The organism is Pseudomonas sp. FW300-N2A2 (assembly GCF_017351735.1).
In the GTDB taxonomy this organism is placed as follows: Bacteria; Pseudomonadota; Gammaproteobacteria; order Pseudomonadales; family Pseudomonadaceae; genus Aquipseudomonas; species Aquipseudomonas migulae.
In genome coordinates this window covers 13,531-27,895 of sequence record NZ_JACNDU010000044.1, presented here as the reverse complement: position 1 = coordinate 27,895, position 14,365 = coordinate 13,531, and the positions used below count along the sequence as shown (strand labels likewise).

14 protein-coding genes are annotated in these 14,365 nt (G+C 60.1%); 11 read left to right on the top strand and 3 right to left on the bottom strand.

Annotated elements, in window-relative coordinates; genetic code table 11:
* Window positions 1-399, top strand: a 399-nt coding sequence (locus J4E42_RS27910; RefSeq protein ID WP_207286660.1) for an acyl-CoA thioesterase II, incomplete at its 5' end; no start/stop codon positions are given.
* Here the strand turns inward: J4E42_RS27910 and J4E42_RS27905 are convergent.
* A complete protein-coding gene (locus J4E42_RS27905; RefSeq protein ID WP_207286659.1) occupies window positions 400-765 on the bottom strand; it encodes an Mpo1-like protein in 366 nt (121 codons plus the stop codon). It lies immediately after the preceding gene.
* A 204-nt stretch (window positions 766-969) separates the two neighbouring features.
* Entirely contained in the window at window positions 970-2,451 is a 1,482-nt protein-coding gene (locus J4E42_RS27900) for a methyl-accepting chemotaxis protein (RefSeq protein WP_008027306.1), read from the bottom strand.
* Between the two features lie 179 nt (window positions 2,452-2,630).
* Between J4E42_RS27900 and J4E42_RS27895 the strand changes: the two genes are divergently transcribed.
* The 8 genes from J4E42_RS27895 (at window position 2,631) to J4E42_RS27860 (ending at window position 9,384) form a co-directional block, all read left to right on the top strand.
* Entirely contained in the window at window positions 2,631-3,161 is a 531-nt protein-coding gene (locus J4E42_RS27895; protein ID WP_207286658.1) for a hypothetical protein, read from the top strand.
* Window positions 3,162-3,228: 67 nt separating this feature from the next.
* A complete protein-coding gene (locus tag J4E42_RS27890; protein ID WP_008042187.1) occupies window positions 3,229-3,420 on the top strand; it encodes a PLDc N-terminal domain-containing protein in 192 nt (63 codons plus the stop codon).
* 228 nt (window positions 3,421-3,648) lie between these two features.
* A complete protein-coding gene (gene speE / locus J4E42_RS27885) occupies window positions 3,649-4,524 on the top strand; it encodes a polyamine aminopropyltransferase (protein ID WP_008027310.1) in 876 nt (291 codons plus the stop codon).
* Between the two features lie 218 nt (window positions 4,525-4,742).
* Entirely contained in the window at window positions 4,743-4,976 is a 234-nt protein-coding gene (locus J4E42_RS27880) for a hypothetical protein (RefSeq protein ID WP_008042188.1), read from the top strand.
* A 219-nt stretch (window positions 4,977-5,195) separates the two neighbouring features.
* Window positions 5,196-5,537: a ribonuclease E inhibitor RraB gene (locus J4E42_RS27875; RefSeq protein WP_008027314.1), complete on the top strand. Its 342-nt coding sequence runs from the start codon at window positions 5,196-5,198 to the stop codon at window positions 5,535-5,537.
* Between the two features lie 668 nt (window positions 5,538-6,205).
* Window positions 6,206-7,615 carry a circularly permuted type 2 ATP-grasp protein gene (locus J4E42_RS27870; RefSeq protein WP_207286657.1) on the top strand — a complete coding sequence of 470 codons (1,410 nt, stop codon included), beginning with the start codon at window positions 6,206-6,208 and terminating at the stop codon, window positions 7,613-7,615.
* A gap of 12 nt (window positions 7,616-7,627) precedes the next feature.
* The gene (locus J4E42_RS27865) at window positions 7,628-8,578 is read left to right on the top strand and encodes an alpha-E domain-containing protein (protein ID WP_008042189.1); all 951 of its coding nucleotides are present in this window, start codon (window positions 7,628-7,630) and stop codon (window positions 8,576-8,578) included.
* Window positions 8,575-9,384 carry a transglutaminase family protein gene (locus J4E42_RS27860; protein WP_008042190.1) on the top strand — a complete coding sequence of 270 codons (810 nt, stop codon included), beginning with the start codon at window positions 8,575-8,577 and terminating at the stop codon, window positions 9,382-9,384. The genes J4E42_RS27865 and J4E42_RS27860 overlap by 4 nt, the downstream gene beginning before the upstream one ends.
* Window positions 9,385-9,504: 120 nt before the next feature.
* On the opposite strand, the gene J4E42_RS27855 is transcribed toward J4E42_RS27860, so the two are convergent.
* The gene (locus tag J4E42_RS27855; protein ID WP_008042191.1) at window positions 9,505-10,326 is read right to left on the bottom strand and encodes a cytochrome c; all 822 of its coding nucleotides are present in this window, start codon (window positions 10,324-10,326) and stop codon (window positions 9,505-9,507) included.
* Between the two features lie 591 nt (window positions 10,327-10,917).
* Between J4E42_RS27855 and J4E42_RS27850 the strand changes: the two genes are divergently transcribed.
* Both J4E42_RS27850 and J4E42_RS27845 read left to right on the top strand, forming a co-directional pair.
* Entirely contained in the window at window positions 10,918-12,123 is a 1,206-nt protein-coding gene (locus J4E42_RS27850; RefSeq protein ID WP_008042192.1) for an acetyl-CoA C-acetyltransferase, read from the top strand.
* A gap of 25 nt (window positions 12,124-12,148) precedes the next feature.
* Window positions 12,149-14,293 carry a 3-hydroxyacyl-CoA dehydrogenase NAD-binding domain-containing protein gene (locus J4E42_RS27845; RefSeq protein WP_207286656.1) on the top strand — a complete coding sequence of 715 codons (2,145 nt, stop codon included), beginning with the start codon at window positions 12,149-12,151 and terminating at the stop codon, window positions 14,291-14,293.
* Window positions 14,294-14,365: the final 72 nt, after the last annotated feature.

Genomic DNA, 14,365 nt, shown 5'->3' with positions numbered 1-14,365 from the left:
AAAGGTGTACTGCCGGAATTCATGCGCCATCTGGCGATGCGCTGGAGTGTTGGAGGCTTGCCGTTCACCGGCAATAAATCCCGCGAGATGGGCGGTTGGGTGCGCTTGCGCGGGGATGTGAAGGAAGAGGCGGTCAGTGAGGCGCATATCCTCGCACTGGTGGACGCCTGGCCCCCATCCTTGATGCCGCACCTGACGAAACCGGCGATGGGCAGCACGCTGACCTGGACCATCGAATTCGTCCAGCCGGTGCTGGAATTGAGCACGCTGGACTGGTGCAAATACCTCGTTGAAATCGAACATGCCGCTGACGGCTACGGTCACGCGGCGGCGCAGCTGTGGAACGCAGAAAATCAGTTGATTGCCATGAGCCGGCAGACGGTGACGGTTTTCGCCTGATCAGTGACGACGGTGGCGCTCACGCCAGGCGCGCCACCAGCCGCCGCTGAGGAAAAACCGTGGAAAGGTCAGGAACTGCTCGACCAGCAGGCGCGACACCGCGTCGTTGCGATCACTGAACGGCTCGGAGGCTTGCGCCTCCAGGCTGTGACCGTGGCGCTGCAGGCCCAATGCCGCGAGCAGGCCGATGACGCCAATCGCGAAATTCGCAAAGCTCAGGCTGAACACCCCGCAAACCAGCAGCAGAAACGCCACGATGAACAGCGGCACGGCAATCAGGTGCAACACCAGATTGGCCGGGTGCTGGTGATTGTCCGGGTAAGCGCGCCATTGCCAGGCGGGAAGGTTGGGGTGACGTTTGCCCATGATGCTGATCCTCGATCCATGTTGAACACATGATTGAAGAATAGGCGCGGCATGGGCGGGCGGCGAATCAAGGATGGCTATCGGAGTGATAGGTGTTCATGTTCGGAATTGATGTTGCTCACACAGACGTCTTCGCGGGCAAGCCTCGCTCCTACAAAGGCTGCGCACGACTTGTAGGAGCGAGGCTTGCCCGCGAAGAGGCCCTTAAAGTTTCAACTGACCTATAGCCTTACTCAGTTCCCCGGCCAGCGCCGCCAACTCATTACTGGTCGTCGCCGAGTCCACGGTCTGCTTCACGGTGTTCTCGGTCACATCGCGAATACTCACCACCGCCCGATTCATCTCTTCCGCCACTTGGCTCTGCTGTTCCGCCGCCACGGCGATCTGGGTATTGCTTTCGCGCATCTGCGCCACTGCGCTGGTTATTTCGGCCAGTGCGGCGCCAGCCTCTTGCGCCTGTTGCACGCAATCGTCAGCCTTGAACGAGCTTTCCTGCATGAAATCCACCGCGTCCCGCGTTCCGGCCTGCAACGCCGAAACCATGAGGGTGATCTCGTCGGTCGAGGTCTGCACGCTTTTGGCCAGGTTGCGCACTTCATCGGCGACCACGGCAAAACCACGACCCATTTCCCCGGCCCGGGCTGCTTCAATCGCCGCATTCAGCGCCAGCAGATTGGTTTGCTCGGCGATGCTGTGGATCACATTGACCACGCCGTTGATCTTCTGGCTGTCTTCGGCCAGACGCTGAATCATCTCGGCCGTCTGCTGGACGCCAGTGGACAACCCGGCAATCGACTTCTGCACGCGGCTGACCACTTCCTGGCCGCTGCCAGCCAGGGTGTCGGCGGTTTTCGAAAGGTCGCGGGTGGCACCGGCGTGCTGGGCGATGTGGTAGACGGTGGCGGTCATTTCGTTGATCGCCGTGGCGGCCTGATCGGTCTCGCTTTGCTGACCGAGCATGCCGTGGCGCACTTCGTTCATGCTCGATGCCAGCCGGGCGGCACCGTCATCCAGTTGTCGTGCGGTGCTGGCGACGGTGTTGACCACCCGCTGGTAACCGGCCTGCATCGCGTTGAACGCGCCGGCCATCTGCCCGACTTCGTCCGTGCAGGCCAGTGGCACACGGGCGGAGAGGTCGCCGGTTTTTTCGACGTGGAGCATGACGTCTTTCAACGTATTGAGCTGGCTGAGCAGAAAGCGGATCAACAATTGCGACGCACCGAGCATCGCCAGCATCAGGATGAACACCGCCACGGCGTAGTTGGCGAAACGTTCTTCGAACACCTGGCTCAGGCTCGGGCCATAAGCAATCACGGCGATGTGTTGGCCGTCGGCACGCGCGAACACTTCGGCGCCCATCAACGGGTTTTCGCCGAACAGCGGCATCGAGTTGATTTCGACCCAGCCGTTGCTGTCCGTCAGTTCCAGCACGGGTTGATCGTTGAGCAACGGCGCGTGCCCGCGACTGAACGTCAGCAGGTTGTCGGCCTTGGGCAGCGCTTGCCCGGCCGGCCAGGCGCCGAGCAGGCGTGCCTGTGCCTGGGCGGACACTTTGGATGCGTGACTGCGGGCCTGTTGTTCGAGCTGTACGGCATACAGCACCAACAACAGGGTCGTGACGAAGGCGACAGCATTGACCGCCCAAAATTTATATTTCAGCGAGATGTTGCTAAGCCAGGCACCCATGGAGGTCTTCTCTGATAGCGGAAACAGTATTGGCAAGGTGCCAGCATTGTGCCGCGGCCCCGTGCGCCGGATCTTGATATGGGTCAACATTCCCGGTCACGCTCGCGCACAGGAACTGCGGGGCGTAATGCGCTATCCTTCGCGCCTTCAAAATTCCCTCGCTACAGGATTCCGCCCCCATGAAAGCCGCACTCGTCGAACTCATCAGCAAAATCAGCTCCGGGTGCATGAGCGAAGACGAAATCCTCAAAATCGCCGACGAAGCGGCCCAGGCCTACGCCGATCCAGAGGCTTTTCTGACAGCCAATCCGGACATTAACTACGACGACACCTTCCCGATTCCGTTGGGCGAGTGGGTCGTCGTCGGCAGCCTGCCGGAAACCGTGCTGTTCCAGGCTGACACCTATATGGACCTGTTCGCGCAGATCGTCGCTTCGTTTGGTCCGGGCGTGGATTTCAACATCAAACCCAAGCAACTGGCCAAGACCGAAGCGCTGACCGCGCTCAATCGCATCCAGGTGCAAATGGGCAGCATGAACAAGGAAAACGGCGGTTATACGCTGATGAACTTCAGCCAGTTGCTCGACGACGAGCTGCAAGTGGTGCTGGTGTACGGCAACGACGTACCGCGTGTGCTCGAGCTGTGCGCCGAGGTCGGCATTGCTGCCGCGCCTTCCCTGGAAGCCCTGAAAGTCGCCATCCACGTTTGATGGCATGAAACGAAACCCCTGGGGCCGACTATCCTGAGAGGGCACACAACGCTTAGGGAGCGACACCATGGGTTCCACGTTCAACGGCCTGGTGGGCCTGATCATCCTTGTCCTGGACATCTGGGCAATCATCAACGTGCTGAAAAGTGGCGCCGACACCGGGATGAAAATCATCTGGGTCCTGCTGATCCTGCTGCTGCCGGTCCTGGGCCTGATCATCTGGGCCATCGCCGGGCCACGGGGCAATGTGCGTATTTGATGGTTTCCACCTTCCTTGTAGGAGCGAGGCTTGCCCGCGAAGCTTTTGGCGACCTCACGGACGCCTTCGCGGGCAAGCCTCGCTCCTACAGGTATGTGGAGTCAGAAGGTTCGACCTGTCATCTTCCGCGACGTAGAATGCGCGCCTTTCCCGGGCAATCGAGCTGATCGATTGGCCATCATGGGCGGGTAACCGTCCGTTGCCACCGCATTCATCGGAGCACTTCCCATGAGCAACACTCCTACCAGCGATTACCTGGAAACCCTCTACGAAGGCTACGGCCAGCGTTTTCGCATGGAAAAACTGCTGCACGAAGTGCGCACCGAACACCAACACCTGGTGATTTTCGAGAACCCGCGCATGGGCCGCGTCATGGCGCTGGACGGCGTGATCCAGACCACCGAAGCCGACGAATTCATCTACCACGAGATGCTCACCCACGTGCCGATCCTGGCGCATGGCAGCGCCAAGCGCGTGCTGATCATCGGTGGTGGCGACGGCGGCATGCTGCGTGAAGTGGCCAAACACCGTAACGTCGAGCACATCACCATGGTCGAGATCGACGGCACCGTGGTCGACATGTGCAAAGAGTTCCTGCCGAACCACTCCAAGGGTGCATTCGATGATCCGCGCCTGAACCTGGTGATCGACGACGGCATGCGTTTCGTCGCCACTACCACTGAAAAGTTCGACGTGATCATTTCCGATTCCACCGACCCGATCGGTCCGGGCGAAGTGCTGTTCTCGGAAAACTTCTACCAGGCCTGCCGTCGTTGCCTCAACGAAGGCGGCATCCTGGTGACCCAGAACGGCACGCCGTTCATGCAGATCGAAGAAGTCAAAACCACCGCCGGCCGCCTGCGCAGCCTGTTCCCGGACTGGCACTTCTACCAGGCCGCCGTGCCGACCTACATCGGCGGCTCGATGACCTTTGCCTGGGGCGCGACCAACACCGCTTATCGCAAATTGTCCCGCGAAACCCTGCAACAGCGCTTTGCCGGTAGCGGCATCGTCACCCGCTACTACAATCCGGAAATCCACATCGGCGCGTTCGCCTTGCCGCAATACGTGTTGCAGGCCGTGAACAAGCCAAGCAACGACTAAAGAAATACGCAAAACCCCTGTAGGAGCGAAGCTTGCTCGCGAAAGCGGTGTTTCAGTCGACATGTTTATTGACTGATAAGCCGCCTTCGCGAGCAAGCTTCGCTCCTACAGGGACCGTGTTTTTCATGCTTGCACGGCGTAATCTGTTTGAACGATCGGTCTGGGTAAAAGTCCAGATGGATGTAAGCCCATTTACGGGTTTGTTCGAGGAGGCAGTGATGCAAAAGTGGAAAATCACTTTCGTGGATGATCACGGTGAAACAGCCAACGAAGTTTTTGAGTGCGACGAATGCCCGGACAACGAGCACGCCGCCAAACTGATCAAGGAACGTCTCCTTCCTGTCGTCGCCGAACTGGATCTGAACGATCTGGAAGGGCGAACTGCTGATGCAAGCGTCAAGAATCTTAAAGCCCAGAACAGCATCCAGATCCTCGGCATTACTCCCGTCTGATACCCCCTCTGGAACACTCGTGAAATAACCAGGCCTTGGCAGCGGCTCCGACTTGGGGCTACTCTGCAAGCGAGATCAGCGAATGGATCGCTAAGGTCTGGTCTTGTCAGCTACATGCTTGTTTCCCATCGGCAATTTGCTTGCCGCAGCGCTCGCACCCTTCGGTTGCCGGCGTCGGGAGTACGGAAAGTCTATCCATCGGTATCAGGAGGACGTTTCATGAGCACAGCCTATCAAGAAGACATCAGCAGCTCGGTTCTGCGCCGCATGAAAGAAGGCGGTTTCGACTTTTCACGTTTCCATCCCATCGAGTTCTACGCCATTTTCCCGGACGAGGAGCGGGCACGCAGGGCGGCAGGGCATTACTGCGGTGAATCCATGAATGCACAAATCAGCGTGCGCGACGACGGCGCCTGGTCCCTGGAACTGAGCAAAGTGATGTACGCCACCTATGACGGCATTGGCGACTTTGAGCAGGACTTCGAGGCGGTGGTCGAGCCTTTGGGTGGCATCATCGAAGGATGGGGCGTCAAGCAGGAGGTACGAGGGCTACTCGCATAACACTATGAACAGCGACAACATCCACTAACGGCTGACCTTCGGGTTGGCCGTTTTCGTTTGCGCAGATCAAGCCCCCTGTAGGAGCCAGCTTGCTGGCGATGGCGCCCTGCGAATCACCGCAGAATTTCAGTCCCCATCGCCGGCAAGCCGGCTCCTACAGAAATCCGGCGTGCCACAAATCACCGCCCCCTGTAGGAGCCAGCTTGCTGGCGATGGCGCCCTGCGAATTACCGCAGAATTTCAGGCCCCATCGCCGGCAAGCCGGCTCCTACAGAAATCCGGCGTGCCACAAATCACCGGCGCCCTGTAGGAGCCAGCTTGCTGGCGATGGCGTCCTCCCAATCACCGCCAAACCATCGCCCACAAATCCCGAAACAAAAAAAAGCCGCCTGAGCAAGGCGGCTAAAAGGGAAGTTCGGTGAGCATTTCCAGCGAATGCGCGAATTATCCGCATCCCCCTCCGGGCAGTGAAATCAACTCTGACTATGCTGGTGATAGGCGACAGCATTGCTTCGCAATGAAGCGGGGGCGATCAGGTTGGGGCATTTGCCGCACAGGATTGGTGCGGTGTTAATCATGTGAATATCCAACCGATTGATATCAAAGCGTTTCTGCCGATGGCACGGGCCTTGCGAAGGCCTGGATGTCCGGGTGACAAGGAGTACGGCATGATCCGCACCTATTTTGATGAGATGTACGATGCCGGCGGCCAGGTCCGCCCGCATTATCGGGAGTTTGCCCGTTGGCTGGCCGAAACGCCTGACGAGCTTTTGGCACAACGGCGACGCGAGGCCGATCTGCTGTTTCATCGCGCCGGGATTACTTTCACGCTCTACGGGGACGAGCAGGGGACAGAGCGCCTGATTCCCTTCGACACCATTCCACGCAGCATCCCCGCCAGTGAATGGCGGATCGTCGAACGCGGCTGCATCCAGCGGGTCAAGGCGCTGAACATGTTCCTCGCCGACCTCTATCACGAGCAGCGCATCATCAAGGCCGGCATCATCCCGGCCGAACAAGTGCTGGCCAACGAGCAATACCAGTTGGCGATGCAGGGGCTGGATCTGCACCGGGATATCTATTCCCACATTTCCGGCGTCGACCTGGTGCGCGATGGCGACGGCACGTACTACGTGCTCGAAGACAACCTGCGTACACCCAGCGGCGTGAGCTACATGCTCGAAGACCGCAAGATGATGATGCGCCTGTTCCCTGAGTTGTTCTCGGCCCAGCGCATCGCCCCGATCGATCATTATCCGAACCTGTTGCTCGACACCCTGAAAAGCTCCAGCCACCTCGATAACCCGAGCGTGGTGGTACTGACGCCGGGTCGCTTCAACAGCGCGTTTTTCGAGCATGCATTTCTCGCTCGGGAAATGGGCGTGGAGCTGGTGGAAGGCGCGGACCTGTTCGTGCGTGACGACAAGGTGTTCATGCGCACCACGGACGGGCCGAAAGCGGTGGATGTGATCTACCGCCGTCTCGACGATGCATTCCTCGATCCGCTGGCGTTCAATCCGGACTCGATGCTCGGCGTTCCGGGGCTGCTGTCATCGTACCGCTCGGGCAATGTGGTGCTGGCGAATGCCATCGGTACCGGGGTGGCGGACGATAAGTCGGTGTATCCGTTTGTCACCGACATGATCCGTTTCTACCTCGACGAAGAGCCGATCCTGAAGAACGTTCCGACGTTCCAGTGTCGTAATCCCTCCGAACTGTCCCACGTGCTGGCCAATCTTCCAGAACTGGTGGTCAAGGAAACCCAGGGCTCCGGCGGCTACGGAATGTTGGTGGGACCGGCGGCGACGGCGGCGGAAATCGAATCCTTCCGCGAGCGAATCAAGGCCAAGCCCCACGCGTATATCGCGCAACCGACGTTGTCCCTGTCGACCTGCCCGACCTTTGTCGAAAACGGCATCGCCCCACGCCATATCGACCTGCGTCCGTTTGTATTGTCTGGCCGCGAAACCCGGGTTGTGCCCGGCGGTTTGACCCGTGTCGCCCTGCTTGAAGGCTCCCTGGTGGTGAATTCCTCCCAGGGCGGCGGAACCAAGGACACCTGGGTGGTCGAGGATTGAAGGAAGCCTGCCATGTTAAGTAGAACTGCCTCGGATTTGTATTGGATGTCGCGTTACCTGGAGCGGGCGGAAAACCTCGCACGGATGCTCGACATCAGTTATTCGCTGTCGCTGATGCCGCAGGATGGCCGCGGTGACGGTCTGCACGAACTCGCCATGCCGCTGCTGATAACCGGCACCCTGGACGATTACCTCGAACGCCACGGCGAGTTGCATGCCGAACGGCTGCTGCACTTTTTTGCCCTGGACGCGGCCAACCCGGCGAGTATTTACAGCTGCCTCGGTTCGGCGCGGGCCAGCGCGCATGCCGTGCGGGGGCGAATTACCGCGGACATGTGGGAAAACATCAACGCCACCTGGCTGGAAATTCGCGGCATCGCCGATCAGGGCTTGAGTCGCTACGGCATGAGTCGTTTCTGCGAGTGGATCAAGGAACGTTCCCACCTGTTTCGTGGCGCGTCCTACGGCACGATCATGCGTAACGATGCGTTCCGGTTTATTCGTCTGGGCACTTTCATCGAAAGGGCGGACAACACCTTGCGCCTGCTCGATGCTCGCTACGAAATGGCGGGCGATCAGGCCGAAGCGGTCAGCGACGGTACGGCTCACGCCTATTACCAGTGGAGTGCCTTGTTGCGGGCGTTGTCGTCGTTCGAGGCCTACACCGAAATCTACCGCGACGCGCCCGGTGCCCGGCATGTGGCCGAGTTGCTGTTGCTGCGCGCCGATGTCCCGCGATCCCTGCGCGCATGCACCGAAGAAATCGACCAGATCCTCGCTCAACTGCCGGGGGCCAATGGTCGTCCTGCGCAACGTCTGGCCGCCGAGATGGACGCACGCCTGCGCTACACCGGCATCAACGAAATTCTCGACGAAGGCCTGCACGCCTGGCTGACCGAGTTCATCCCGCTGGTGCGCCAGTTGGGTAACGCCATACACAGTTCCTACCTGGAGGCTGCATGAGACTTTCCATTAGCCACGAGACCACCTATCACTACGAAGATCAGGTGCGGGCGAGCATCCAGTACCTGCGACTGACTCCTCACGACAGCGAGCGCCAGCACGTGCTCAGCTGGCAGCTCGACCTGCCGCGCCCGGTGCGCGCGCAACTCGATCCGTTCGGCAACATCCTGCACGTGCTGACCATGGATGAGCCGCATGAAGCGATCATCATCGGCGCCCGTGGCCAGGTCGACATCGACGAACTGCGTGAAGCCGAGCACGAGAGCCAGTCGGCGTTGCCGTTCCTGCGCTTCACGCGCCTGACCGAGGCCGACGAAGCCTTGCGTGAGTTCGCCGAGAAGGCGTGCAAAAAGCGCCGGGACCGCGCGGCATTGATCGACTTGATGCATGGCCTGAACTCGCACATGACCTACACGCCGGGCTCCACCGAAGTGGACACCAGCGCTGCGCAAGCCTTCGCCGGGCGTTCGGGTGTCTGTCAGGACCACACCCACGCGTTTCTCGCCTGCGCCCGAAGCCTGGGAGTTCCGTCGCGTTATGTGTCGGGCTATTTGTACAGCGAGAACAGCGAGCATCTGGCCAGCCACGCGTGGGCGGAAGCCTGGCTGGATGACGCGTGGTACAGCTTTGACGTGACCAATGAACTGGCGCGACCGGAGCGCCATTTGAAACTGGCGGTGGGCCTGGATTACCTGGATGCCTGCCCGGTACGCGGGATGCGTCGGGGCGGCGGGTGCGAGCAGATGCACGCGAAGGTGTTTGTGTCGCCGACGCCGATGCCGGTGATTTCAGTCCAGCAGCAATAGGTCTGTTCGCCGCAAAAACCTGTGGGAGCGAGCCTGCTCGCGATAGCGGTCTGTCTGTCACATTCATGTTGAATGTGCCACCGTCATCGCGAGCAGGCTCGCTCCCACATGGAAATAGTGTCAGGGCTTGGTTTTGCGCCCGGCCATGTGTTTCAAATACCCCACCAACATCTCCAGATCCCCATCCGGCAAAACCGCCGCCGAAAACCCCGGCATCTTCGCCTGCGGCCACTGCCGCAAACTCTGCGGATCGCGGATGTAGCGCTTCAAAAAATCCGCCCCGAAATACTCGGTCGGGTTAAACGGAATGTTCAGATCCGGCCCGAACTGCGCATCCCCTGCACCGTTCAATCGATGACACGCCAGACAGTTCTTCTGGAACAGCGCAAACCCCACATTCACCGGGTCGTCCGCCTTCAGCGCCGGATCCGGCAGCAGGGCAGGGAAGCGCTCGGCCACCGGCGCCATGCGTTTGATGTCAGCCACTTGAAAGGGCCATTGCTCGGGGCTGATATTGCCCGCCTGCGGATCCGTCCATACCAGATAAAACGGCCCGGCACTGGGCTTGTCTGCCGACAGCGCCGGCCACGGTTTTGTCGGGTCTTCAATCGCCAGCCATGCTCGCGCACCTTGGCTGTTGAGCAACGGCGCGGCAGCCAGTTCGGCGGCAAAACCATCCAGTGCCACAGCTTGCAGGTGATCGTCAGGCTTGATGCCGCTCAACAACGCCGACAGGGGCACGGCGCGATAGCTCATGTCCCGTTTGTAGGAAACGTCGTTGGTAATGGTGATGGTCTGAACCAGAGGATGCTTGAGCAATTCCTCGGTCTGCCAGGTGCGGCTGTGTGCGCCCAGCTCCAGGTTCAGCTGTGCGGCATAAAGGGGCGAGCCGAACAGCAAGGCCCCGAGCAGAATGAGCGTTTTCAACAGATCGCCGTCCATGTCGTGGAAGTGCCGCAAAGGTTGGCACACCCACGCCGGCCCGGGTAGCGAGCCAGTCACATTTTTAAGAGGCGATGGAAACTGTGCGCCGATTTTTTAATAAAGACTCAGCCGATCACCTTCGTCAGGTTCGGCAAAATCAACAGCAACGTAGTAGCGAAAAGAATGAGCCCGGCTTGACGTACTTTCGAATGTTTGAACATGGCTTGACCGCCTTTTTTGTTATTTCCTGATGCCTGCCTGCATATCTCCATGACGGCAGAGCGTTGCACTTCCTGTAAGGCGAGCGCCTCGGCAAAACCCGACGACAACTTCGCATATGTTCACCTTAGGGCCCGCGTCACTCGCGACTTAGATCCCTTTCGTATGGAGCGCGCACTTATTGCTTTAAAAAAGGCATGAGGCCTATTGCCAGCTTCTTTGCCGCCCTTTTGCTAGACATCTCGGTGTCCTGAAACGATCAATCCGGTAGCACACTACCGTCCGTCTGAGCGTGTCCGTCAACGTCAGTGAGCATTGCGGTCATTGAATCGGCGGTGGCTCGGCATAAGGTGAGGGCTCAGTATTTTCACCGCCAGGTTCGAGGACGTCATGACCCAAGCTTTGATTTTCGACGCGTTACGCACGCCCCGTGGCAAGGGCAAGTCCGATGGTGCCTTGCACAGTGTCAAGCCGGTGAACCTGGTGGCGGGGTTGCTCAAGGCGCTGCAACAGCGCACGGCGCTGGACACCAGCCAGGTCGACGACGTGGTGTTGGGCTGTGTGACGCCGGTCGGCGATCAAGGTGCGGATATCGCCAAAACGGCCGCACAGGTGGCCGATTGGGACGTCAGCGTCGCGGGCGTGCAAATCAACCGCTTCTGCGCGTCAGGGCTGGAGGCCGTCAACCTCGGGGCGATGAAAGTGCGTTCCGGCTTCGAAGACCTGGTGGTGGTCGGTGGCGTCGAGTCGATGTCACGGGTGCCGATGGGCAGCGATGGCGGCGCCTGGGCGCTGGACCCGGAAACCAATTTGCACAGCCATTTCACCCCGCAAGGCGTCGGCGCCGATCTGATCGCCACCCTCGAAGGCTTCAGCCGCCAGGACGTCGATGCCTACGCGCTGCACTCCCAGCAAAAAGCGGCGCGGGCGCGGGCCGACGGTTCGTTCAGCAAATCGCTGGTGCCGGTGCAGGATCAGAACGGCATCATTTTGCTCGATCACGATGAGTTCATTCGCGCCGACTCCACCCTGGAAGGCTTGGGCAAACTCAAGCCAAGCTTCGAGATGATGGGGCAAATGGGTTTCGACGCCACGGCATTGCGGGTCTACAGCCACGTTGAGCGGATCAACCACGTGCACACGCCGGGCAACAGTTCCGGGATCGTCGATGGCGCGGCGTTGATGCTGATCGGCTCCGAAGCCAAGGGGCGTGCGCTCGGCTTGCAGCCACGGGCGCGAATCGTCGCCACGGCGGTCACCAGCACCGACCCGACGATCATGCTCACCGGCCCGGCGCCGGCCACCCGCAAAGCGCTGGCCAAGGCCGGGCTGCGGGTCGAAGACATCGACCTGTTCGAGGTCAACGAGGCGTTTGCTTCCGTCGTGCTGAAATTCATCAAGGACATGGCCATCGACCCGGACAAGGTCAACGTCAATGGCGGCTCCATCGCCATGGGGCATCCGCTGGGCGCTACAGGCTGCGCAATCCTCGGCACGCTGCTCGATGAACTGGAAACCCGGCGCCTGCGCTTTGGCCTCGCGACCCTGTGCGTCGGCGGCGGCATGGGCATTGCCACCATCATCGAACGCCTCTGAGCCACGATTTCAAGGAATCCTCTTCATGATTGAAGCCATTCGTTACGAAAAAGGGCAGGACCAGATCGTCGTCCTGACCATCGACATGCCGGGCCAGAGCGCCAACACCATGAACGCGGTCTACCGCGAGGCCATGGCCGCTTGCGTCGCCCGACTGGTTGCCGAGAAAGACAGCATCGCCGGCGTGATCATCACCTCGGCGAAGAAGACCTTCTTCGCCGGCGGTGACCTCAATGAACTGATCAAAGTCGGCAAACCCGAAGCCAAAGCGTTCTACGACATGGTGCTGACGCTGAAGGGCCAACTGCGCACCCTGGAAACCCTGGGTAAACCGGTGGTCGCCGCAATCAACGGCGCGGCGCTGGGGGGTGGCTGGGAAATCTGCCTGGCCTGCCATCACCGCGTGGCGCTGGACAATTCATCGGTGCAGCTCGGCCTGCCGGAAGTCACCCTCGGCCTGTTGCCGGGCGGTGGCGGGGTAGTGCGCATGGTGCGCATGCTCGGTCTGGAAAAAGCCCTGCCGTATCTGCTTGAAGGCAAAAAAGTCCGTGCGCAACAAGCCTTGCAGGCGGGCTTGATCGATGAGTTGGCGCTGGATCACGATGAGCTGCTGAGAAAGGCGCGCGCCTGGATTCTGGCCAACCCGACAGCGGTGCAACGTTGGGATGTGAAGGGCTATCAGATTCCGGGCGGTACGCCGTCGCATCCGAAAGTCGCGCAGATGCTGGCCATTGCGCCGTCGATCCTGCGCACGAAAACCCAGGGCTGCATGCCCGCACCAGAGAAGATTCTTTGCGCCGCAGTGGAAGGCGCTCAGGTGGATTTCGACACGGCGCACCTGATCGAAACCCGCTACTTCACCGAACTGACCACCGGCCAGATCTCGAAGAACCTGATCGGCACGTTCTGGTTCCAGCTCAACGAGATCAATGCCGGCGGTTCGCGACCTCAAGGGTTTGCACCTTACGTGACGCGTCGCGTGGGGGTTCTGGGCGCGGGGATGATGGGAGCCGGCATTGCCTTTGTCAGCGCTTCGGCCGGTATCGAGGTGGTGCTCAAGGACATCAATCTCGCTGCGGCAGAAAAGGGCAAGGCTCATTCGGCGGCGTTGCTGGACAAGAAAGTTGCCCGGGGGCAGTTGAGCGTTGAACAGCGGGACGCAGTGCTGGCGCGGATCAAAACCACTGAAAGTGACGCCGATCTGGCCGGTTGCGACCTGATCATTGAAGCCGTGTTCGAAGACCGCGAACTGAAAGCCAAAGTCTCTTCAGCCGCGCAACAGGTCGTCGGCCCGGACGCGGTGATCGCTTCCAATACCTCGACTCTGCCGATCAGCGGGCTCGCTACCGCCGTACCGGATCAAAGCAAATTCATCGGCCTGCATTTCTTCAGCCCCGTGGAAAAAATGCCGCTGGTGGAAATCATCAAGGGCGCCCACACCAGCGACGAAACCCTGGCCCGCGGTTTCGATTTCGTCCTGCAAATCAAGAAAACCCCGATTGTGGTCAACGACAGCCGTGGCTTCTTTACCTCACGCGTGTTCGGCACCTTCACCAACGAAGGCATTGCCATGCTCGGCGAAGGCGTGAGCGCAGCGATGATCGAAACCGAAGCGCGCAAGGCGGGCATGCCCATCGGGCCTCTGGCGATCTCCGACGAAGTTTCCCTCAGCCTCATGAGCCATATCCGTCAACAAACGGCCAAAGACCTGCAAGCGGAAGGGAAACCACTGATTGAGCACCCGGCGTTTGCCGTGATTGACTTGCTGCTCAACGAATACAAACGTCCGGGCAAAGCGGCAGGCGGTGGTTTCTACGAATACCCTGCCGGCGGCCAGAAGCACTTGTGGCCAGGGCTGAAAAGTCGCTTCGAGAAGGCTGACGGGCAGATTTCACCGAAGGACGTGCGTGATCGCCTGCTGTTCGTGCAAGCCATCGAAACCGTGCGTTGCGTGGAGGAGGGCGTGCTGACCTCGACTGCGGATGCCAACGTCGGCTCGATCTTCGGCATTGGTTTCGCGGCCTGGACCGGCGGCGCGCTGCAGTTCATCAACCAGTACGGCGTGAAGGACTTCGTCGCGCGTGCGCAATACCTGGCCGAGCAGTACGGCGAACGGTTCGCGCCACCCGCGCTGCTGCTGGAGAAAGCGGCCAAAGGGGAGGTGTTTTAAGGGACCGATGACGACTCGTGGGGCTTGCCTTGGGACGGTGTTTCGAGGCAGGCTCTGGGGTGTGCATTATTC